The sequence below is a fragment of the Ruminococcus sp. RTP21198st1_G1_RTP21198_201120 genome (genome assembly GCF_040924265.1).
GTDB classification, from domain to species: domain Bacteria; phylum Bacillota; class Clostridia; order Oscillospirales; family Ruminococcaceae; genus Hominimerdicola; species Hominimerdicola aceti.
In genome coordinates, this window is record NZ_JBCOMH010000013.1 from 1 (window position 1) to 22,410 (window position 22,410).

Genomic DNA, 22,410 nt, shown 5'->3' on the forward strand with positions numbered 1-22,410 from the left:
TCCCCTACAAATGCGTTGTGTGGTTATTCGGGGTTGTTGTGAAAAAACACAAATGGTGACGTGCGAGAAATAATGGGACGTCGTATTTCTGCAAAGCAGAAATTGCGCCGCTCCACTACATGGTTTGTGCTAACACCCCCAGAAACCATTTGACAATCCCCTCCCCCAATGCTATAATAAATTCAGGAGGTGACATAACATGGAAATGTTTGATCTGAGAGCCGACTATAAAACACTGCCTGACGAAACTCTTCGCAGGCATTTCCGCAGGCTTATAAAAAGGCAGCGGCGATTTGCAGCTTTTACCTTTGCGTTGCTTATTCCTGCGGCTATAATATACGGAATGATGGGATGGGCGAATTTTTTTGCGTCGGAAAGTGCGATGTTCGCATTTTTTGATGCAAGCTCAAATGCCTTTTTTAACTATGTGGCGTTTGCCGCCTGCGGTGCTTTGCTCATGGCGGATACAACTAAATTGATAGTCGCCTCCCCTGCCGTGATGATATTATATATGGGTCTGAAATTCGCCCTTTTTTACAGCGTGTCAGGCGATACTTTCGTTATGCTCGCCTACCTTATAGCAGTCGCTGTCATCACCGCAAAAACTGTGTCTGACCTTAATTTCATGCGTAAACTCCCCAACTTTCCCTTCGACGGCAGAAAAGAGCGTATAGACTTCGAGGGGCTTTCCCGTGATAAAATGACCGAAAACCTGCAAAAATTACTGGATAACCAAAAGGGCGATAAGGTCATAACTAACGATTATGAGGATATCTTTACAAGCGATAAACCACAGGATATCGCCAGCCCTCCCGAAAATACCGACGAGTATCTCCAACAGCATAAAATGTCTTATCAGCGTGTAAGGTCATGGAACGATGTGAGCAGACTGGATTAACAGCCTGCTCCTTTTCTTTAATCATTTAATCAAGTGTGCGAAACTATGTCTTAATTTCTTAAAAATCGTCCGATTTTCTCTTGATTTATTCATTAAATCATGTTATAATAACACTGTGTTTGAATTTATAGGAAAGGAGCTGTGCTGTATGATCGGTAACATCAAAATAATTGCGGTCTGTATGTGTAAAGTCTATGATGAGCGTAATTATAGAATCATACGGGCTCTTAATAATCTTGCTGTTGAAAACGATTACAGGTTGTTTGTATATCACACCTGCTCAGACCTTTATTGGAAGACTCTGTCTGAAAAAGGCGAGCAGTCTGTGTTTGACCTTATTGATTATAATATAACAGATGCTGTCGTGACCTTTGAAGAGGGTGTGTATGCTGAGAATGTAATGACAAAAATCAGAATGGACGCCGCCAAATATGGTAAGCCTGTCATATCAGTCGGCGTAGAGCATGACGATTGCATAAGCATCAAATTTGACTATGCAAAAGGCTTTGAACAAGTGGTTCGCCATGTGATAGAACAGCATGGTGTAAGAGATATAGGCTTTATCGCAGGCAGAAAAGACGAAGAAAATTCAGAAGAGCGTATAGCAGTTTTCAGAAAGCTACTCGAGGAGTATGATATTCCCTTCAGAAATGATGTCTTTTATTACGGTGACTATTGGTCTGTTCCTGCTTTGAAAGCAGTGGACGATATGATAGAAAAAAATAAAGTCCCAAGAGCGATCATCTGTGCAAACGATATGATGGCTATAGCCGCAGGGGCTGAGTTTCAAAGAAGGGGCTATAAGATCCCGGAGGATATTATCGTAACAGGCTTTGACGGCTCAGAAGAAGCTAATTTTTGCACTCCTATGCTTACAACAAGCGGCTGTAGCTATGATGATACCGCTAAAACCATCATTGATGTTATAAGTAAAGCTTTGGCTGGTGAAAAGCCCGAAAAGATATATACAGTAGACTATGATCTGTCCGTTGAAAATTCCTGCGGCTGTGAACCATCAGTGGAGCAGATAAATACAGGGGAGTATATCAGAATACTCAGAGACAGAATGAACCGCTATCAGGACGAGGAGCGTGTCCTCTATGAGCTTGCAGTGAATATCATGAATTGTGAAACTCCTAAGACTCTTGCTACACTGCTGAAGGAGTATAATTTTGGCGATGTGGCTGTTGTGGTGAACGGCGATTTCTTTGACGAACGTAAAGCCCCTGGTGTAATAAGCGATAGAGAACCGCTTTTTAGCGATAAAATGATACTTTTGCGGAGCCGTGCCGTGGAAGATAGAAATATCCCACAGCCTTTTGACCGCACCAACATCATTCCCGATATAGAGAATATAATGGACTATAAAGTTCCCCTCATATTCTCCGCACTTGCCTATATCGGCATACCACTTGGCTATGCCTGCTTCTATTTTCCTGTCATGCTCAACGAGTATTTTAAAATACCACTCTATGTAAATTCCCTAAATACCGCCTTGGGCAGCTTCCGAAGCGTCACCTATCAGAAGTATATGACAAAGCATATCGAAGAAATGTACCGTCACGATATGCTAACAGGGCTTTATAACCGTACTGGCTTTTATAATGCCCTTGAAACTCTCCCACGAAGAAACGACCAGCTTGCATTGGTGGTTTCAGTGGACGTTGATGGATTAAAGTATATAAACGATAATTTCGGACACGAAGCAGGCGACTATGCCATAAGAGCCGCCGCAAACGCTATCGACAGCGTGAGCATAGAAAATAAAGTTTGCGGCAGATTTGGCGGAGATGAGCTTGCCCTTTTCGCTATCGTTGATACAGACCTTTCCGAGCAGGTCAAGGAGGAGATAAAGGATAAAATGGCAGAGCTGAACAGACACTGCGGAAAATCCTATGTCCTCTCAGTAAGCGTGGGCGCAGCCATTGCTCCGGTAGAAAATTTCTGGTTTGACGACGTTATGCACATCGCAGATAAATATATGTATGAGGATAAAAGACTTAAACCTCATAACAGAATATGATCTGTAATGGGTCTGAAAAAACTTAGAGGACGGATAAAACCGTCCTTTTAGCTTGTTGAAAAAGTCTGAAACAAGTGGGACGTCGAGGGCGCCGTCCCCTACAAATGGCGAAAATACGCTGTTTGTATGTAGGGGCGAACAGCGTTCGCCCGTTATTTGAGTGTTTTTCGACAGGCTTAGAGGACGGATAAAACCGTCCGTTTTTTATTTTTTGCATAATTTTGCTTGACGAAACGACATAAAAGTTGTATAATATTAATTGATGCTTTGTGAACTATGTGTTTCTAACAATGTGTACAAAAAGCAGAACGTATATTTGTGCGAAAGGGAGAAGTTGAGCCGCAGTAACCACCTGTGTGCAACTTTTTGCCCCTGTGAACGCATTTATATGTGTCAGCATATTAGGAACGGAACGTGAAAATGAAGATAAAACAGCTTTTTTCGGGTGATACCGATAATACATTCATACAGTTTTTCAGATACGTCTTTGTGGGCGGCTTTGCCTTTGTGGTGGATTACGGCATTATGACCGCACTTGTGGAGCTTTGCCGCTTCGACCCTGTCATTGCTGCGACTATCTCTTTCGTGGCAGGGCTTTTGGTGAATTATGTTCTGAGTACGTTTTGGATATTCAAAAAGTCAAAGATAAAAAACCGCCTTGCAGAGTTTGCGGCATTTGCCGCCGTGGGCGTTGTGGGACTTGGAATAAACGCCGCAATAATATGGTTTTTCAAGGATATCCTTGCTTCAAAGCTCATATTCGGCACGCTTCTCCCACAGGATAAATATTATCTTGTGGGCAAACTTGTTTCCACAGTGATAGTTTTCATATGGAACTTTGCAGGCAGAAAATTTATTATATTTGATAAAAATAAAGACTAAACAGGAGAGGATAACACATGGAAAAGGTAATTATTATAGGCGCAGGCCCAGCCGGTCTGACTGCGGCAATAGAGCTTCTTAAAAACGGCGGTGACTATGACGTGACCATACTTGAAGGCTCGCAGGCGATGGGCGGAATATCACAGACAGTGAGATATAACGGCAACCGCATGGATATAGGCGGACACAGATTTTTCTCCAAAAATCAGCAGGTCATGGATTGGTGGGCAGACCTTATGCCTTTGCAGGGCAAGCCTGCCTATGACGATAAAAAGCTAGGCCACGAAAAGCCACTTGCCGAAAACGGCCCCGACCCTGAAACTGAGGATAGAGTAATGCTCGTCCGTGACAGAGTGTCGAGAATTTATTACAATAAGCACTTCTTCGACTACCCTATCTCAATGAAGCCTGAAACCATAAAGAACATGGGCTTTGTCACCACCATGAAAGCAGGTTTCAGCTACCTTTGGGCGTGCGTGTTCAAAAAGCCTGAAACAAACCTTGAGAACTTCTATATAAACCGTTTCGGAAAGGTCCTCTATTCTATGTTCTTTGAGGGCTATACCGAAAAGCTCTGGGGCAGACATCCAAGCGAGATATCCGCAGATTGGGGCTCACAGCGAGTAAAAGGCCTCTCTATCACAGCCCTTTTGAAAGATATGTTCAAAAAGGTGTTCGGCACAAAGAATAAAGGCGAGGTGGAAACTTCCCTTATCGAACAGTTCTGGTATCCAAAATACGGCCCAGGTCAGCTTTGGGAAACAGCCGCTGAGAAAGTGAAAGAGCTTGGGGGAAAAATACTCACAGGCTGTCAGGTGAAGAAAATAATGTGCGAGGGCAGAAAAGTCACCTCCGTTGTTTGCGATACAGCTGAGGGCGAAAAGACCTTCATAGGGGATATCTTTATCTCCTCAATGCCTGTCAAAGACCTTATCCTCGGCATGGACGGCACAAAGCCTTGCGATACCGTCATAAAGATAGCCAAGGGTCTGCCATACCGTGACTTTGTTACCGTTGGTCTGCTGGTCAATAAGCTCAACCTTAAAAATGAAACAAATAAAACAACTCTCGGCAATATCGTCCCTGACTGCTGGATATACGTTCAGGATAAGGGCGTGAAACTGGGCAGAATACAGATATTCAACAACTGGTCGCCTTATATGGTGGAAAAGCCTGAGGATACAGTTTGGATAGGCCTTGAGTATTTCTGCGCCGAGGGGGACGATTTCTGGAATATGTCCGAGGAGGACTGCGTGAAATTCGCCACCGCCGAGCTTGTTAAAATGGGAGTTATCTCCGAAGACGAAGTCCTCGATTCCCATAGAGAAAAGGTCAAGAAAGCATATCCTGCTTATTTTGATACATATAAGCACTTTGATACCATGATAAAGTTTCTCGATACTTTCCCTAACCTCTATTGCGTGGGTAGAAACGGTCAGCATAGATATAATAATATGGACCATTCAATGCTCACCGCCATGGAAACAGCCGAGGCCATAAAAACAGGCAAAAAGAGCAGAAAAGATATTTGGAACGTAAATACAGAAAAAGAATATCACGAAGAAAAATCTGGAAACTAATATGAACAAAAAGAAAGGTGGACTTCTTCTGTCCCTGCGGAAAGACATGAACAGAAGAGCCATAAGCGACAGACGGCTTGAGGCGATCTTCCGCACCCTCAGCCGTCACCCTTATATAGTTTCAGCGTTCATATGCCTTGCACTCACAGGCTTTGGAAGCTATAGCTATAAGTTTTTAAACGGCGTCATTGTGTATGGCGTTTTCATGATAATAGAGTTTTTCTACCTCAGACGGTTTTTGAAACAGCTCGATGACAGCGGAAAGCATACCGCAGGCTCAGTTTTGACCTTTGCAGGCAAGACCCTTTTGACCCTTGCGGCAGTGAATTATTTCGTACATACCCAGTATAAAGCGGCTTTTATCTGCTTTGCAGGACTTTGCGTCGTGCTTGTTATGTATGTCGCGTTGCTCAATAACGATAAAAAGTTCCACGACCGTGTCACCTGCCTTGCCTTGGCAGGAGCAGGCTTTGTCCTGCGCTATTCCTATGTCTTTATGTCCGATATCTATACAAGACAGAATGACGTGTGGTATTTCGGCGGCGAGGGCGGTCACGCAGGCTATATAGAGTATATCTATAATAACAACGCCCTGCCGAATTTCGACCCTACCACCCTTTGGCAGTATTATCACCCGCCTCTGCATCATATCATCTGTGCAGTATGGCTGAAATTCTGCACCTCCGTAGGCATAGAGTATTATATGGCGTGCGAGGCCATACAAGCCTTGACCCTCTTCTATGTCTGTGCCGTAACAATAACAGTCTATAAGATATTAAGGCTCTTTGACCTTAAAGGCAAAGCCCTGACTATCCCGTTTGGAATGTGCTGTATGTATCCATACTTTGTCCTTATGTCAGGTGGAATAAATAACGACCCTCTTATGCTGTGCTTTACAGTGGGAGCAATATATTGCGTGCTGAAATGGTATAGAGAGCAGACCGCAAAGAATATCGTTAAAGCCGCCCTCTGTATCGGTCTTGGCATGATGACAAAAATATCCGTAGGGCTTATCGCCCCTGCCGTAGCCATACTTTTCTTTGTGGCGCTTGTGCAAAATCGTAAGAATATGGCAAACCGCCTAGGTCAAATGTGCCTTTTTGGTGTAATATGCTGTCCTCTTGGACTTTGGTGGAGCGTGAGAAACTACCTGCGTTTCGGCATAAAACCAAACTATGTCCCAAGCCTTTCAAATGCCGACGTCCAGTATATAGGCGACCTTACAGCCAAACACCGCCTTACAGACTTCAGCTTCTCACAGATCAAAATAGTCTTTGAGCAGTGGGGCGGAGAAAGCTATAAAGAGTATAACCCTACCATAGCAATGCTTAAAAACTCCATTTTTGGCGAGGGCATAAACGAAACTTTCTTCCCCGAAAACGCAAGGCTCGTGCCATATGCACTTTTCTGGATAGCCTTGGTTCTTGCGGTCATAGCGTTCATCGCAATGCTCATAGTGCTTTTTGTAAAGACCGATAACGCAAGATTTACCGAAAAACTCATGCTCACAGTGGTCTATGCCACTATCTTAGGCAACTATTATAACTTCTGTATCAGATATCCTTTTATCTGCACAATGAATTTCAGATACATAATCCCTTGTATGCTCATAGGACTTATAAATATCGGACTTTTCACAGACCTTTGCAACCGCTCTGAAAAAGCCCCCTGCAAAGCCATAGTCAGCACCCTGAGCTATCTTTCTTCTGCGTTTATCGTCCTGTCCTACATAACATACTTCTTTGTGGCAAGCACCAACGGATAAAACCCCGACCCCATGTAGTGGCGAACAACGTTCGTCCGCCTAGCTTCCCCACAAACTGAAAAATATCGCAAAAAAATACCGACCGCTCAACCCGAGCCGTCGGTATTTTCATTATGCCAATATAGCCTTATTTCTTAGTAGTCACATTCTTAACAGCCGACCAAGCCCCGTAATACTTTGTGCCGCCTACAGTTGTGTAAGATCTTACACGAACATAGTATTTTTTGTTGGCAGAAAGCTTTGAAACAGTGGTCTTGTCTGTCTTGTTGTTTGTTATAGTCACTTTCTTTGCACTTGTGAACTTTGAGTTTGTAGCATACTGAATTTCATATCCGGTAGCAGAGCCTTTCTGCGCCCAATCCACAAAGAAAGCCTTTGACTTAGCCGTAAGCTTCTGTATCTCCTGCTTTGCAGGATTTATCTTGAACGTCTTTGTGATAACTCCGCCATACTTGCCCTTGCCTGTTATCTTTACAGTAGCCTTGCCAACTTTTTTGTTGTTTGAGTATGAAACTGTGTAGTCAGTGCCGTTTTTTAGAACAGTGTTTCCGACCTTTACAGTTACGTTCTGTGTAATAGCCTTTCCTGTGAACGCCTTTGTGGAAATGCCCGAAACAGTAGCCTTTGTGATGTCGTTGTTAGCTGTCTTTATGCTCTTTACATCAGACCATGCGCCGTAGTATACCTTGCCGTTTACGTTTGTGTAAGAACGAACACGAACATAATATGTCTTGTCCCCCGACAGACCGTTTACTGTCAGCGTGTCAGGCTTGTTTGCTGTCAAATGCTTTGAAACTGCACCGCTCATGTTTGCGTTTACAGAATACTCAACGTCATATCCCGTTGCAGAGCCTTTCTGCGCCCAATCAACAAAGAAGCCCTTGTATTTTGTTTCAAGCTTCTGTATCTGCTGTTTTGCAGGAACAATGTCGAACTTAGCACTCAGAGAGCCTGAATAGTTGCCCTTGCCGTATACATAAACGTTTGACGTGCCAACGTTCTTGTTGTTTGAGTATGAAACTGTGTAGTCAGTGCCGCTTGTAAGCGTCCTGCCTGCTACCTTTACTGTAACTGACGGAGTAATATTGCTTCCCGTGAATGAAACGCTTGAAGCCACTGAAACTGTTCCGCCTGCCATTGCACGCTTTGTGATAGTGAAGTTCTTTGATGTGTAACCTGTGTAGTCGCCCATGCCTGTCGCAATAACAGTTGTAACGCCAACGTTCAGATTGTTTCTGTATGAGATAGTGTAATCCTTGCCTTCCTGAAGCACCTTGCCGCCAAACGTAACTGTAGCCGCAGGCTTTTTGTATGTGCCGTCATAAACATAGCTTGTTTCTGAAAGCGTAATAAGTCCGTTGTTAAGGCTCTTCTTTGAAACAACTATCTTAACGTCCTTTGAAACGCTGTTATAACCATTTGCAGAAGCCGTAACAGTAACATATCCTGTGCCTGTCTTGAGAGCGGTCACGTTTCCGTTTTTGTCAACAGTGCATATTGACGGAGTCGTGCTTTTGTATGTGAGAACAGCGCCGCTTGTTGATGAGCTTGCGCCAATGTTCTTGCTCTGTCCCGCAACTATAGTAACGCTTGAAGAGCAGTTAAGATCTGCTTTTTTGCCGTAAGGCTTCATAAGAGCCTCGATAACGTCCTTTGCAGGGCTTGTAACAGTGTTGTTTTTTCTGTTTATGTAGCCGTGATATTCACTGTTGAGAACAATACTGCTTCCGTTGTATACTGCAAAAGCATTGTTGTCCCACAGTACGCATGGAATGTTGTTCTTCTTTGCAAGCGCAGTGTAGTCTGTTGCCCACTTTACACGCTCAGCAGTGTTGTTCTTGTCCGTTGAGCCAAACTCGCCGATAACAACAGGTATACCCTTGTCACGGAAATTGCTTTTCAGCGTGCTGAAAAGGTCCCGAAGCTCGTTCTTTATAGAAGATGTATATGTAGAGGTAGAGCCTGAACCAACATTCATTGCAAAGTTGTAAGGGCTGTAAGCGTGAACTGATACAGCGATGCGGTTTTTGTTGCCTGAGATATCTGTAGGAAGCTTGAAGCCTGAAACAGTTGCCCCGTCTATGGAAGCGTCATAACCAGGACACATGATAAGTCTGCCCCTGTTGTTTGAGCCTGTGTTTCTTATGGTGTCAACAGCCTTCTGATTGAGCCTGTTAATGCAGTCTATAGCGTCCTTTACCTCTGACGGAATGTTCCACTTGTCGAACCACCACTCATATCTTGTGCCAATAAGCCGAGGCTCGTTAAGGGTCTCAAATATAAGATGATAGTCATAATCCTTGAAATATTCTGCCGCCTGTGACCATACGCTCGTAACAAATTTCTCAGAGCTTGAATATGCAGAAGACCTTGGATAATATCCTGCTCCCGAAGCGCTTGCAGAAGACTTTGTGTCATGATGAATGTTGAGAATTACATACATATCGTTTTTGTAGCAGTAGTCAACTACTTCCTTTACTCTTGCAAGCCATGCTGAGTCGATAGTGTAGTTGTCACCCGATACGTGCTTGCCCCAAGAAACAGGCACTCTCACTGTGTTGAAGCCTAAAGACTTTACCTTGTCTATAAGAGCCTGAGTTGTTTTAGGATTGCTCCACGATGTTTCCGTGTCAAGACCCGAACCGCCTGTTGCGTCAAGAGAGTTGCCCAAATTCCAGCCCAGACCCATATCCTCAAGTATGGCTTCCGTGTCAGCGTTTTTGAGAGTATCTCCCGACAATGCCTGCGCATTTATATCCCCAAGGTCAAGACCAATAAATATGGTCATTGCCATTAAAAGAGATAAAATAAAGCTCAGGTATCTTTTTGATACTGATTTCATTCTTTCCCGTCCTTTCATATATAAAATATTAACCTCATCAGTACCTTTTATTATACCACATCTCTGTTCAAATTAGAATACGCTTATTAAACAAATAACGTACATTCTTTTTGTGTATAAATCTCATATGTTCATATTTTTAATCACTATATGAAAAAGTGTCGATTATTAGAGCTGATATAATTATACAATGTTAAAATTTTAGAGGATATTATCTGCAAAAAAATCAGATCTTGCTATTGAAAATGGAGCAGTATTGTGCTATAATCAAATGTGTTCAAAACTTTAGTCCAAAGAAAGGGAAGGTATATTTTATGAAAGTTAAACAGTGGCTTGCATCATCACTTGCAGTGCTGATGCTTGTTTCGACCGTGGGCTGCGGAGATAATTCCTCAAGCTCAAAGGCTGAAAGCAAATCAAACAACAGCTCTGCCGTTGTTTCGGAAACTGCAATGCCTGAAAAGGATTATGCAACAACGACCGACGGCTCAGCGAAAGTCAAGATCGACGGAACAAAATTCATGGTGGGCGACAAGGAGCTTTGGTTCAATGGAGTGAACGCTCCATGGGATAAGTGGAACGACTTTGGCGGAGGCTTTAATTTTGAGTTCTGGCAGGATCATTTCCAGAAGCTTCACAATTCAGGCGTAAATGCCGCAAGGATCTGGATAATCTGCAACGGCGACGTTGGTATGGCTATCTCAGCAGACGGTACATTTGACGGTGCAACAACAGCTCATTGGGAGGATCTTGACAATCTGTTCTATCTTGCAGAGCAGTATCAGATCTATATAATGGCAACAGTTCAGTCCTTTGATAACTTCAAGGATCAGAACCAGAATTATCAGGCTTGGAGAACGCTCATTCAGGACAGCGACAAGACAGATATGTTTGTAGATAACTATATAGTTCCTCTCGTTCAAAGATATGGCAAGAGCGATTATTTCTGGTCTGTGGACCTTTGTAACGAGCCTGACTGGATAGTTGAAAATGAAGAGTGTGGCAAGCTTGATTGGCTCTATCTGGAGCAGTATTATGCAAAGGCAGCCGCAGCTATCCATGCAAATTCAGACGTTCTCGTAACTGTGGGCATGGGTATGATAAAGTATAACTCCGACAGCCAGCAGGGCAACAAAATATCCGACAGCGAGCTTCAGACCGTTTTGAGCGGTGATAAGTATGACAAGAGCCTTGCCTATGTTGACTTTTATTCAACTCATTGGTACACTTGGATGCAGGGAATGTGGGGATATCCTTTCAGCGAATCTCCAACAGACTTTGGCCTTGACGGTACAAAGCCTTGCGTTATAGGCGAATGCCCAGCCGTTGCAAGCGACAGCGATTTCGACATCACCTCAGCTTATGAGGACGCTTACAATAATGGCTGGAACGGCGTGTTTGCATGGAAAACAAGCGGTCAGGACGACGGCTGCGGTCTGTGGCTGGATATACAGCCTGCTATAGAGAAAATGGCAGGTATCTGCGAGGATAAGATATTCCCTAACGGCAAAAAAGCTGTATAAACAAACTTTGATAAAATAATCACAAAAAGAGCCGACTTTTGCGGCTCTTTTTTGTTGCTCTTTTTTGTGAACAAATTGTGCTGTCTGTTGACTATAGTGCGGCATAATGCTATAATAAGATACGGAAAATCAATGACGATTTGCAGAGAGTAAAATGCTGTAGATCGTTATTTTTACGCATTAACGTCATATAATGGCGGCGTGGAAAGGAAGTAAAATCATGGAAGAATACAGCTACATATTGTTTATTGCACTTATACTGCTTTCGACCAAAATTCTCGGACTTGTAACAAAGAAAATGAAACTGCCGCAGGTAGTCGGTGCGTTGTTGGCGGGTGTAATACTCGGACCTGCCGTTCTTAATGTTGTAAAAGAAACTGAGTTCATCTCAGAACTGTCAGAAATTGGCGTTATCGTGCTGATGTTCACCGCAGGACTTACAACAGACGTTAAGGAGCTTAAAAGGACTGGTAAAGCGTCATTCATAATCGCTCTTCTTGGCGTTATCGTACCACTGTTCGGCGGACTTGGACTTGCCGCTGCAATGGGCGTAGGCAAGGGCGATAAGCTCGCCTGCTCACCATTCCTGCAGCATCTCTTCATAGGCGTTGTGCTTACTGCAACATCAGTTTCTATCACAGTAGAAACTCTGAAAGAGCTTGGCAAGCTCTCTACAAGAGCAGGTAATGCCATTCTCGGTGCGGCTATCATAGACGATATCCTTGGTATCATCGCATTGACCCTTATCACAAGCCTTGCAGATACAAGCGTTCACGTTGCAACAGTTCTTATTAAGATAGTAGCGTTCTTTGCAGTGGCTATCGGCTGTACAGTCGTTTACCATGTTGTGTTCACAAAGTGGAGAAAAAGAGATAAAAAAGACCTTAGACGTCACGTTATCATTTCCTTCGTTTTCTGCCTGCTCATGGCGTATGTAGCAGAGCTTTTCGGCGTAGCAGATATCACAGGCGCATTTGTTGCAGGTCTTGCAATTTCAAGCGAAAAGGACGTAAAGTATATCTCAAACAGATTTGAAACACTTTCGTATATGTTCCTTTCACCAGTGTTCTTTGCAAGCATCGGTCTTACAATGAACGGTATCAACATGAGCGGCAAAATGGTGCTGTTTACAGTTTTGCTCCTTGCTGTGGCAATAATCACAAAGATAATAGGCTGCGGACTAGGCGCAAAGGTTTGTAAGTATACAAATCAGGAAAGCTTGCAGATAGCAATGGGTATGATCTCACGAGGCGAGGTCGCACTTATAGTAGCGGCTAAAGGACAGAAGCTTGGACTTATGGGCGACGAAGTTTTCGCACCTATCATCATCATGGTGGTTGCAACAACGATAATCACACCGGTATTCCTGAAGTTTGTGTTTAAGGATAATCATGAAGAACACGTTGAGGACGAGCTTATGAAGTCTGTTGAGGGCTTCTCACAGTATGAACAGGAGCTGCAGGAACTCTCAAGAAAAGAAAAGTAATGAAAAAAAAGCAAAGAGCGGAGCAAAAAACTCCGCTCTTTTTTTGTACAAAAAAATCCGCTACCACGAATGATAGCGGATATGGGTGCAGGGGCACGCCCCTGCTTAAAGATTGAACATGATCTGATTGAGTACGCTCTCCAGATATTCCTGTCTGCCGCTAGAAAGTGAGTCAGTAACTTCGCCCTTCTCAACTGCATACTTCTCAAGGCTCTCCATGTCAGCCTTACCTGCAATGATGTCTGCACCAATGCCTGTTGTCCAGCTTGCATATCTGTCATCAACGAACTTGTCAAGTCTGCCGTCCTCAATGATCTTTGCAGCAGCCTTAAGACCAAGTGCAAATGTGTCCATACCTGCAATGTAGCTCAGGAAAATGTCTTCCATTGTGTATGAGCCTCTTCTTGCCTTAGCGTCAAAGTTCAGACCGCCGTTTGTGAAGCCGCCTGCCTTGAGAACTTCGTACATACAAAGTGTAGCGTCATAAGCGTTTGTAGGGAACTGGTCTGTATCCCAACCGAGCAGTGGGTCGCCCTGGTTAGCGTCGATAGAACCGAATACACCGTTATCTCTTGCAACTCTCAGCTCATGCTGGAAAGTGTGCTGGGCAAGTGTAGCGTGGTTAGCCTCGATGTTCATTTTGAAGTCCTTGTCAAGACCATATTTTCTCAGGAATCCAAGAACTGTAGCTGTATCGAAATCATACTGATGCTTTGTAGGCTCCTTTGGCTTTGGCTCGATGTAGAAATCACCAGTGTAGCCCTTTGAACGAGCGTAATCAACTGTCATCTTCATAAGTCTTGCCATGTTGTCAAGCTCCAGACCCATGTTTGTGTTCAGAAGAGTCTCATATCCTTCTCTTCCGCCCCAGAAAACGTAGCCCTTACCGCCAAGCTTGATAGTAGCGTCAACAGCGTTCTTGATCTGAGCAGCCGCATAAGCGAAAACATCAGCAGAAGGTGATGTGCCTGCACCATGCATATATCTTGGGTGATCGAAGCACTTAGCAGTACCCCAAAGAAGCTTCTTAGTAGGGTCAGCAGTCATTTTTTCAGCTATGTAGTCAACTACCTCAGCAAGCTTTGCGTTAGTTGTGCCGAGATCACCGTACTCAGGAGAAAGGTCACGGTCATGGAAGCAGAAATAGTCGATAGAAAGCTTGTCCATTATCTCGAAAGCAACATCGACCTTCTTCTTAGCTCTTGCCTCAGGAGCAGCCTCGCCCCAAGTCTTGTCAGTAGTGCCGCAGCCGAACATATCAGTGCCGTCGCCGCCCATTGTGTGCCACCATGAAAGAGCGAACTTGAGCTGTTCTCTCATAGTCTTGCCCATTACAACCTCATCTGGGTTATAGTACTTAAAAGAGAGGGGATTAGTTGAGTTTACACCCTCATACTTGATCTTTGGAATATCCTTAAAATACTCTGCCATAATTTTGACCTCCGAATATATTATTGTTTGATCTTAACGATTAAACGATTACAATACAATAATACACCAAATCGCACCCGTTTGTCAACTGTTTTTTATCAAAATTGCATATATTGATATATATTAAAATTGTGGGATAACTGCATAGACACACTATTTTTTCTCGTACTTTCATCAATATTTCTGTAATAATTTTGTGTAATAACTGCACAAATTCTGACAACTAAACTTGTGCAAACAAATGATTTATCTTTTAATTTGGCAACATTTCTGCAATTGTTGCATTTTTTATGCAACAAAGCACCCCTTTTTCGGGATAAGTATAAGGGTATTATCCCAAATCGAATATCCTGCAAGGTAGCAGTGTATGAGGAAACATTTTGTCAACGTGAGTTAGGTGAACACGATGAGAGGTTCTGATCGCACAGAAAAGCACTTCCTGCACCTTGTTTGAAGCTTGAAAATAGAATATAAACGGCTGAAACACGAACCCCACGGCAACAAATCTGTAGGGGCGAACACCGTTCGCCCGTCGAAGGAACAAGCCCACAATTACAACACGGTTTGGCAACCGAAAAACTTGCCCATCGTCCCCTACAATTATGGATACTGTTGATACGCATACCTCCATTGAATACATTTATTCCTACCCGAAAATCTGATTTAAGATCTGCAATACTCCACAATGAATTGTACAATATGCTCTCAAAATCATTTTGCGACTTAATAGATATTGTGCAACCCTACAAAAATCACATAAATGACCTTAAATGACTTGAATTTTGCGAAAAAGGTGCTAAAATATAATTAGCACTCAGAAAGACTGAGTGCTAACAATCCGATCGTGAGAGTGCTGAAAACATAGGTACGACCACGAAGGATCCTAATTTAGCATATTAAAAGGTATCATAAAAGGAGGAACTTATCATGGCGATCAAACCATTGCAGGACAGAGTTGTAGTTAAGATGACAGAGGCTGAGGAAACCACAAAGAGCGGTATCATTCTCACAGGCTCAGCTAAGGAAAAGCCTGAGGTCGCAGAGGTAATAGCTGTAGGCCCTGGTAAAAAGGACGTTACTATGGGCGTTAATAAGGGTGACAAGGTGCTTATCTCTAAGTACAGCGGTACTAATGTTAAGCTGGACGGTGAAGAGTTCATTATCGTTAAAATGGACGACATTCTCGCAGTTGTTGACTAATTTCACTGCATTTTAAATAGTATATAAACGGAGGTAATTTACAATGGCTAAGGATATAATTTTTGGCGAAGACGCAAGAAAAGCTTTGCAGAGCGGTATCGACAAGCTCGCAAACACTGTTAAGATAACACTGGGACCTAAGGGCAGAAATGTAGTTCTTGATAAGAAGTACGGTGCTCCTCTTATCACAAACGACGGTGTTACTATAGCTAAGGAGATCGAGCTTGACGACCCATTCGAGAACATGGGCGCACAGCTTGTAAAGGAAGTCGCTACTAAGACTAACGACGCTGCCGGTGACGGTACAACAACAGCTACATTGCTTGCTCAGGCTCTTGTTAGAGAGGGTATGAAGAATATCGCAGCAGGTGCTAATCCAATGGTACTTAAGAAAGGTATGGATCAGGCTGTAGATACTGCTGTTGAAACTATCGTCGCTAACTCAAAGAAGATAGAAGGCTCTGATGAGATAGCTAGAGTAGGTGCTGTTTCTGCCGCTGATGAGAACATTGGTAAGCTTATCGCTGAGGCTATGGAAAAGGTAACTGCTGACGGCGTTATTACTCTTGAGGAGTCAAAGACTGCTGAAACTTACAGCGAAGTCGTTGAGGGTATGCAGTTCGACAGAGGATATATCGCACCTTATATGGTAACAGATACAGATAAAATGGAAGCTGTCCTTGATGACGCTTACATTCTTATCACAGACAAGAAGATCTCTAACATTCAGGAAATTCTTCCACTTCTCGAGCAGATCGTAAAGGCTGGCAAGAAGCTCCTTATCATTGCCGAGGACGTTGAGGGCGAGGCTCTTTCAACTCTTATCGTAAACAAGCTGAGAGGTACTTTCACTTGTGTAGCTGTAAAGGCTCCTGGCTTTGGCGACAGAAGAAAGGAAATGCTCCAGGATATCGCTATCCTCACAGGCGGTCAGGTAATTTCATCTGAACTTGGTCTTGAACTCAGCGAAACAACTATGGAGCAGCTGGGCAGAGCAAGACAGGTAGTCGTTCAGAAAGAGAACACTATCATTGTTGACGGCGCAGGCAACAGCGACGATATCAAGGCAAGAGTTGGTCAGATCAAGTCACAGATCGAGAACACAACTTCTGATTTCGACAGAGAAAAGCTTCAGGAAAGACTTGCTAAGCTTTCAGGCGGCGTAGCTGTTATCAAGGTCGGTGCTGCAACTGAGGTAGAAATGAAAGAGAAGAAGCTGAGGATCGAGGACGCTCTGGCAGCTACAAAGGCAGCTGTTGAAGAGGGTATCGTAGCAGGCGGCGGAACAGCTCTTATCAACGCTATGCCAGCAGTTAAGAAGCTCGTTGACAAGCTCAGCGGTGACGAAAAGACAGGCGCTCAGATCGTTTACAAGGCTCTTGAAGAACCAGTTAGACAGATCGCAGTGAACGCAGGTCTTGAGGGCAGCGTTATCATAGACAAGATAATCCGTTCAAGAAAGGTCGGCTACGGCTTCAACGCTTATACTTCTGAGTATGTTGACATGATACCTGCAGGTATCGTTGACCCTACTAAGGTTACACGTTCAGCTCTCCAGAACGCAGCTTCTGTTGCTTCAATGGTGCTCACTACAGAGAGCCTTGTTGCAGACAAGAAGGACCCACAGGCTGACGCTGCTATGGCAGCCGCAGCAGCAGGTGCAGGCGGAATGGGCGGTATGTACTAATAAGCTCCCATGACTAATATCTGATATAATTTACAGCCTCCGTAGTTATCCTGCGGAGGCTGTTTGTATGGAATGGGTAATATTTTATGACATGGTTTACAAAAATCAAATAATATCCTCAATGCTTTTGTAAGTAAAATCCAAAAGTATTGATTAATTAAATTAAATATATACATATTGTTGCAGACGTCCGCTTAAAATTGAAGCAAATTATGATATTTAATAAAAAATTAAATAAATATTCACACAATGGGTTTGTGAATTTGTTATAATACTTATATCAATTTGAATAATTATTGCCTTTTGTTCAAATTTTCAGAAGTGCGAAAATTTGAAATAATGGGCATGAAAAGAAGTAAATAAACGAAAGGAAGATGAAATATGTCGCTTGGACGAGTATTGGTAGTAGACGATGATAAGAACATCTGCGAGCTGCTCAGGCTTTACCTTGAAAAGGAGGGCTATGGAGTAATACTTGCACATGACGGTGAGGAAGCAGTGGTAAAATTCAACGCTCTTAAGCCTGACATCATACTGCTTGACATTATGCTGCCTGGTATAGACGGCTGGCAGGTATGCCGTGAGATAAGAAAGAAGTCCAACGTGCCTATCATCATGATAACCGCAAAGGTAGAAACATTTGATAAGGTGCTTGGTCTGGAGCTTGGAGCTGACGACTATATCGTAAAGCCTTTCGATACAAAGGAAGTTATCGCAAGAATAAAGGCTGTTTACAGAAGAGTAGGTCAGTCATCAGGCGAAGCTGAGATAAAGGAAGTCAAGTATGACAAGCTTTCAGTTAATATGACAAGATATGAGCTGAGAGTAAACGGTCAGGTGCTTGATACACCGCCGAAGGAGCTTGAGCTTCTGTTCCACCTTGCTTCAAATCCGAACAGAGTTTATACAAGAGATCAGCTCCTTGATGAGGTATGGGGCTTTGAATATTACGGCGATTCGAGAACTATCGACGTTCACGTTAAGCGTCTGCGTGAGAAGCTTGAGGGCGTTTCTGACAAGTGGGCACTTAAAACTGTATGGGGCGTAGGATACAAGTTTGAAGTTGCTGAAACACCGCATGAGTAATCGTAAAAGCATATTCTTTAAATACTTTGTAATTTGTTCAGCAGTAATACTTATAAGCTTTGTGTGCTTAGGAACGGTATTACTGCTGGTTTCTTCAAGGTATTTTATTGATGAAAAAAAGAGCCTGTTGGAGAAAAACACCAAGGCTCTTGCTTTATATACGCAGGAAGAAATGCTGGCTCAGCCTGCCGACTGGAAAAAGTCGGTGACAGATGAGATGATGCAGTATTCAATGGCGTGCAACGCTGATTTTATCTTGTGCGACTCTACGGGAGCAGTGCTTGTGAACTCCAGTAAGGATCCTGTGTGCAGCCCTCATAATATATCTGTCCATGAGCTTGAAGCTTTTTCTGACAATTGCGAGTATGTTTATTCGGATCTCGGAGGAGCTTTCGATGCTATATATCATGTGATAGGTAAGTCGTTCAAAGCGAATGGACCTGAATATTATGTGCTTGCATTCAGCTCAAAGGCGGCTCAGGACGACTATACCTACAACATAATGGAAATATTTATAGTTTCCGCTATAATAGTTCTGGTCATAGTAATGTTTCTGGTATATTTCATGACGCTGAAGCTTACAGAGCCTATAAAAGAGATAGCGGAGGTATCAAAGAAGATAGGAGCAGGAGATTTTTCCGTCACGCTGCCTGATTATTCTACCTCGGAGCTTGAACAGCTCAGCAACGCTTTCAACGATATGGCGGCCAGCCTGAAAAGCTATGACACCATGCGAAATAGCTTCCTTGCGAACGTTTCTCATGAGCTTAGAACGCCTATGACGTCTATAGGCGGTTTTGTGGACGGTCTGCTTGACGGCACCATACCAAAGGAGCAGGAGAGATATTATCTTAAGATAATTTCCTCTGAGGTACACAGACTTGCAAGGCTCGTAAGAAGTATGCTCAATCTTGCAAAGATCGAGGCAGGCGAGCTTAAACCTAATTTGCAGTATTTCTCTGTGCTTGAGCCGATAGTCGATACCCTTGTGACTTTTGAGCCAAGGCTTGAGGAAAAGCAGATAGAGATAAGGGGTCTTGACGTTGACAGAGTGACCCTTTATGCTGATAACGACCTTGTTCATCAGGTCATGTATAACTTGATAGAGAACGCCATAAAGTTCGTTGACAAGGGCGGTTATATAGAGTTTCACTTTGAGCCTGAGGGCAACATGACAAGCATTTCTATCAGAAACAGCGGTGAGGGTCTGTCTGAGGACGAGCTTCCTCTGGTGTTCGACAGATTTTATAAGACCGATAAGTCAAGAGGACTTGACAAGACGGGCGTTGGATTGGGACTTAATATCGTGCGTTCTATCATAAAGCTCCACGGGGGCAAGATAATGGTACGAAGCGTTAAGAACGAGTATACGGAATTTGTGTTTACGCTGCCTAACAAGGCGGAGGGCGACTAGGAGGCTCATATGGAGCAGTTTGAAGAGCAGCCTTGTCTGCATGATGAAAATGAAGATACAGCCCAAGAAACCGGGCATTACAAGCTGCCTGAGGGAGCGGTAGCCGCTCATAAGGTGGACGAAGATTTTTGGTCGGCTGTTGATTCGGCAAAAAAAAGAAGCCGCTACAGAGAGCGTATGCGCCATGCAGTTGCAAGGCTGTGCTTTATGGTGCTTTTTGTAGGTATCGGAATTGCCATATCAATAACCTCTATAAGGGGAAGCGGCTGGGTGAGAAATCTTGTTACAGGGGACGAGAAGATAAGCTTTACGCTTCCTGTGGCTGACAAGCCGAATCTTGATGATGAATTTTATCAGGCTGACGGAAGATACACTGCCGAGGGTATCGCAAAGGGGTTTTCTCCTGCTGTGGTATCTATAGAGGTTTACAAAAATTCGGGTGGATATGTTGCGGCAGGTCAGGGCAGCGGTGTTATAATGTCTGCTGATGGATATATCGTCACAAACGCTCATGTTGTAAATGCGGCGGAGTCGGGCATAAAAGTTGTTCTAAGCGACAATTCGGAGTATGAAGCCAAGGTGGTGGGGCAGGATCCTGCCACGGATATAGCGGTGATAAAGATACAGGCGCAGGGCTTGCAGGCGGCTGAGTTCGGTGATTCAACTCAGGTGAATGCAGGGGAAGAGGTAGTCGCTATCGGCTCACCGGCGGGCTATTACGGCACTGTGACAAAGGGTATCGTGTCAGGTGTGAACCGCAGGATAAGGCTTGAAAACTCGTCAATAATAATGAACTGCATACAGATAGACGCAGCCATAAACCCCGGTAACTCAGGTGGAGCGCTGTTCAATATGTGGGGTCAGGTCATTGGGATAACCTCATCGAAGCTTGCTTCAAGCGATTATGAGGGCATAGGCTTTGCGGTATCCATTGACGAGGCGAAGCCTGTTATTGAGGAGCTTATGGAAAAGGGCTATGTGGCAGGCAGAGTAAAGATAGGTGTGACTTATTATGCTGTCAGCGACACCACTGCTGAGATATACGGCATAAAGCCGGGCATTTGTATTGTGTCCATAAACCCTGATTGTGACGTTGCCAACACAGATCTTGCGGAGGGCGATATCATCACGGAAATAGACGGAAAGTCCACCGCAGGAGAGGTGGATATAGCGTCGCTGTTTTCAGGAAAGCAGGCAGGAGATGAAGTCGTTTGCAAAGTATATCGCAAGACGGACAGCGGTGATGAGAAAGAGTTTGAGATAAAATTCAAGCTTATGGCGGATAACGGCGGTCTGGTGGCAGACAGTCAGGCGGAATAGCTAACAAAAGTGGATAAAAAAGAAAAAAGCTGTGGTAAGAAAGGGTACCACGGCTTTTTTCTTAGGGGATTAATAAAATATGTGATGATATTATAGAATTACTATAATACTATTATTATATATTCCCCTTAGTTTCATGTCAACATAAAAGTGTGACAGCTATTTTAAAAAATCTGTCACACTTTTTGTCACTTGAAAAATGTATAAAAATACAAAAGAGCAGACCATATTGCGGTCTGCTCTTAGTTTTCATGAAAAATTATTCAGAAAGGCCCTCGATAGAGAATGTAATCTCAAGGCTGTCCTCAAATGCAAGATTGTCCTTGTCGATAGGAGAATCCTTAGCTGTATCGCCGTAATCGTTGTAGATTTCGATTCTGTAGCAGTTGTTGTTGTCCTCGATGTTGCCATACTTGATCTTAGCTTTATCGAATGCAACTTCCTGACCGTCAGCCTTGATAGACTTAAGTTCTACCTTGAGATCGTCAGCGTTGTACTTACCTGGAGTTTCCTTATCAGTCTTAGGATCGCCTGTGCCCTTGAGTTTTTCGCCGTTAAGAAGACCGATGATATCAACGCACATTACTACGCAACCCTGAGCGCCAACAGCATAGTCGCCGTCAAGAGCGATCTGTGGGTTGATACCCTCGTCCGGATCGTCATAAGAGATAGAAGCGTTTGTGATAGAAACTGTGTACTCACCGTCGCCTGTTATGTCAGCGTCAACGCCGAATGCTTTAGTAGCTTCAGGTTCGCCCTGACCTTCCCAGTTGCCCCAGAGCCACTCTCCGTCACCGAACATAAGGAATGCATCATAGCCCTCGAATGTCTTTACAGGTGTGTAATCAGAGTCACCGCCTGTTGTCTTTGAGTCAGCTGTGCTGTCTGCTGCTACAGCAGAGTCGCCTGCTCCGCCGCCTGTTGCAGCAGAATCCTCTGTAGCAGCTGTTGTAGTTGTTGCAGCTGTAGTTGTAGTAGCAGCTGTAGTTGTTGTTACGGCAGCAGTAGAGCTTGAAGAATCAGCTGAATCGCCGCATGATGCGAATACTACTGTTGTCAGAGAAAGAGCTGTGACAGCAGCAAGAATTTTTTTAGCTTTCATTATAATAACCTCCTGAAAAATAATGGCAGTTACACTACCCCTAAGATAGAATATCTCTAATGAATATGATACAAAATTTTCGCATTTTTTTCAAGATACTATTTTAACAAATTTCCCTATGATAAATCGTTTACATTATACAAAACTTGTTGAAACTATATAAAAATATTA

Annotated in this window: 15 protein-coding genes; 12 read left to right on the forward strand and 3 right to left on the reverse strand. The window is 43.6% G+C overall.

Going from position 1 to position 22,410, the window contains the following annotated elements; translation table 11 throughout:
• The first annotated feature begins 199 nt into the window (after positions 1-199).
• From AB5627_RS09410 to AB5627_RS09430, 5 genes are all read left to right on the forward strand, one after another.
• Positions 200-898, forward strand: a complete 699-nt coding sequence (locus AB5627_RS09410) for a hypothetical protein (RefSeq protein WP_368369813.1) — start codon at positions 200-202, stop codon at positions 896-898.
• 148 nt (positions 899-1,046) lie between these two features.
• Positions 1,047-2,921, forward strand: a complete 1,875-nt coding sequence (locus AB5627_RS09415; protein WP_368369814.1) for a diguanylate cyclase — start codon at positions 1,047-1,049, stop codon at positions 2,919-2,921.
• Between the two features lie 420 nt (positions 2,922-3,341).
• Complete coding sequence (locus AB5627_RS09420; RefSeq protein WP_278634588.1) at positions 3,342-3,803, forward strand: GtrA family protein; 462 nt, start codon at positions 3,342-3,344, stop codon at positions 3,801-3,803.
• 17 nt (positions 3,804-3,820) lie between these two features.
• Positions 3,821-5,383, forward strand: a complete 1,563-nt coding sequence (locus AB5627_RS09425; protein WP_368369815.1) for an NAD(P)/FAD-dependent oxidoreductase — start codon at positions 3,821-3,823, stop codon at positions 5,381-5,383.
• Between the two features lies 1 nt (position 5,384).
• On the forward strand, positions 5,385-7,148 hold the full coding sequence (locus AB5627_RS09430; RefSeq protein ID WP_368369816.1) for an ArnT family glycosyltransferase: 1,764 nt from the start codon (positions 5,385-5,387) through the stop codon (positions 7,146-7,148).
• Between the two features lie 127 nt (positions 7,149-7,275).
• Here the strand turns inward: AB5627_RS09430 and AB5627_RS09435 are convergent, their stop codons facing one another.
• A complete protein-coding gene (locus AB5627_RS09435; protein ID WP_022287209.1) occupies positions 7,276-9,990 on the reverse strand; it encodes a cellulase family glycosylhydrolase in 2,715 nt (904 codons plus the stop codon).
• A gap of 314 nt (positions 9,991-10,304) precedes the next feature.
• Here AB5627_RS09435 and AB5627_RS09440 point away from each other — a divergent pair, with 314 nt between their 5' ends.
• Positions 10,305-11,513 carry a carbohydrate-active enzyme gene (locus AB5627_RS09440; RefSeq protein WP_022287210.1) on the forward strand — a complete coding sequence of 403 codons (1,209 nt, stop codon included), beginning with the start codon at positions 10,305-10,307 and terminating at the stop codon, positions 11,511-11,513.
• A 220-nt stretch (positions 11,514-11,733) separates the two neighbouring features.
• A complete protein-coding gene (locus AB5627_RS09445) occupies positions 11,734-12,999 on the forward strand; it encodes a cation:proton antiporter (RefSeq protein WP_117957298.1) in 1,266 nt (421 codons plus the stop codon).
• 105 nt (positions 13,000-13,104) lie between these two features.
• Here AB5627_RS09445 and xylA read toward each other — a convergent pair whose 3' ends face one another.
• Positions 13,105-14,430 carry a xylose isomerase gene (gene xylA / locus AB5627_RS09450; RefSeq protein WP_278643777.1) on the reverse strand — a complete coding sequence of 442 codons (1,326 nt, stop codon included), beginning with the start codon at positions 14,428-14,430 and terminating at the stop codon, positions 13,105-13,107.
• A 927-nt stretch (positions 14,431-15,357) separates the two neighbouring features.
• Here xylA and groES point away from each other — a divergent pair.
• The 5 genes from groES to AB5627_RS09475 all read left to right on the forward strand — a co-directional run bounded on the left by groES (position 15,358) and on the right by AB5627_RS09475 (position 21,137).
• Positions 15,358-15,630, forward strand: coding sequence for a co-chaperone GroES (gene groES / locus AB5627_RS09455; RefSeq protein ID WP_022288719.1), 273 nt, complete (start codon positions 15,358-15,360; stop codon positions 15,628-15,630).
• Between the two features lie 43 nt (positions 15,631-15,673).
• Positions 15,674-17,317 (forward strand): chaperonin GroEL, encoded by a 1,644-nt coding sequence (groL, locus tag AB5627_RS09460; protein WP_117877148.1) that lies wholly within the window; start codon positions 15,674-15,676, stop codon positions 17,315-17,317.
• Positions 17,318-17,698: 381 nt separating this feature from the next.
• Positions 17,699-18,403: a response regulator transcription factor gene (locus AB5627_RS09465; RefSeq protein ID WP_022288718.1), complete on the forward strand. Its 705-nt coding sequence runs from the start codon at positions 17,699-17,701 to the stop codon at positions 18,401-18,403.
• Complete coding sequence (locus tag AB5627_RS09470; RefSeq protein WP_038670254.1) at positions 18,396-19,817, forward strand: cell wall metabolism sensor histidine kinase WalK; 1,422 nt, start codon at positions 18,396-18,398, stop codon at positions 19,815-19,817. Before AB5627_RS09465 ends, AB5627_RS09470 begins: the two co-directional genes overlap by 8 nt.
• A gap of 9 nt (positions 19,818-19,826) precedes the next feature.
• On the forward strand, positions 19,827-21,137 hold the full coding sequence (locus AB5627_RS09475; RefSeq protein ID WP_333634956.1) for a trypsin-like peptidase domain-containing protein: 1,311 nt from the start codon (positions 19,827-19,829) through the stop codon (positions 21,135-21,137).
• 259 nt (positions 21,138-21,396) lie between these two features.
• Here the strand turns inward: AB5627_RS09475 and AB5627_RS09480 are convergent, their stop codons facing one another.
• A complete protein-coding gene (locus AB5627_RS09480) occupies positions 21,397-22,239 on the reverse strand; it encodes a hypothetical protein (protein WP_118059506.1) in 843 nt (280 codons plus the stop codon).
• Between the last annotated feature and the right edge of the window lie 171 nt (positions 22,240-22,410).

Excerpts from the sequence above, each read along its gene's own strand:
- AB5627_RS09435 (WP_022287209.1), bottom strand. The coding sequence starts at position 9,990 with ATGAAATCAGTATCAAAAAGATACCTGAGCTTTATTTTATCTCTTTTA.
- AB5627_RS09465 (WP_022288718.1), top strand. The coding sequence starts at position 17,699 with ATGTCGCTTGGACGAGTATTGGTAGTAGACGATGATAAGAACATCTGC.
- groL (WP_117877148.1), top strand. The coding sequence starts at position 15,674 with ATGGCTAAGGATATAATTTTTGGCGAAGACGCAAGAAAAGCTTTGCAG.
- AB5627_RS09470 (WP_038670254.1), top strand. The coding sequence starts at position 18,396 with ATGAGTAATCGTAAAAGCATATTCTTTAAATACTTTGTAATTTGTTCA.
- AB5627_RS09410 (WP_368369813.1), top strand. The coding sequence starts at position 200 with ATGGAAATGTTTGATCTGAGAGCCGACTATAAAACACTGCCTGACGAA.
- groES (WP_022288719.1), top strand. The coding sequence starts at position 15,358 with ATGGCGATCAAACCATTGCAGGACAGAGTTGTAGTTAAGATGACAGAG.
- AB5627_RS09430 (WP_368369816.1), top strand. The coding sequence starts at position 5,385 with ATGAACAAAAAGAAAGGTGGACTTCTTCTGTCCCTGCGGAAAGACATG.
- AB5627_RS09445 (WP_117957298.1), top strand. The coding sequence starts at position 11,734 with ATGGAAGAATACAGCTACATATTGTTTATTGCACTTATACTGCTTTCG.
- AB5627_RS09420 (WP_278634588.1), top strand. The coding sequence starts at position 3,342 with ATGAAGATAAAACAGCTTTTTTCGGGTGATACCGATAATACATTCATA.
- AB5627_RS09425 (WP_368369815.1), top strand. The coding sequence starts at position 3,821 with ATGGAAAAGGTAATTATTATAGGCGCAGGCCCAGCCGGTCTGACTGCG.
- AB5627_RS09480 (WP_118059506.1), bottom strand. The coding sequence starts at position 22,239 with ATGAAAGCTAAAAAAATTCTTGCTGCTGTCACAGCTCTTTCTCTGACA.
- AB5627_RS09475 (WP_333634956.1), top strand. The coding sequence starts at position 19,827 with ATGGAGCAGTTTGAAGAGCAGCCTTGTCTGCATGATGAAAATGAAGAT.
- xylA (WP_278643777.1), bottom strand. The coding sequence starts at position 14,430 with ATGGCAGAGTATTTTAAGGATATTCCAAAGATCAAGTATGAGGGTGTA.
- AB5627_RS09440 (WP_022287210.1), top strand. The coding sequence starts at position 10,305 with ATGAAAGTTAAACAGTGGCTTGCATCATCACTTGCAGTGCTGATGCTT.
- AB5627_RS09415 (WP_368369814.1), top strand. The coding sequence starts at position 1,047 with ATGATCGGTAACATCAAAATAATTGCGGTCTGTATGTGTAAAGTCTAT.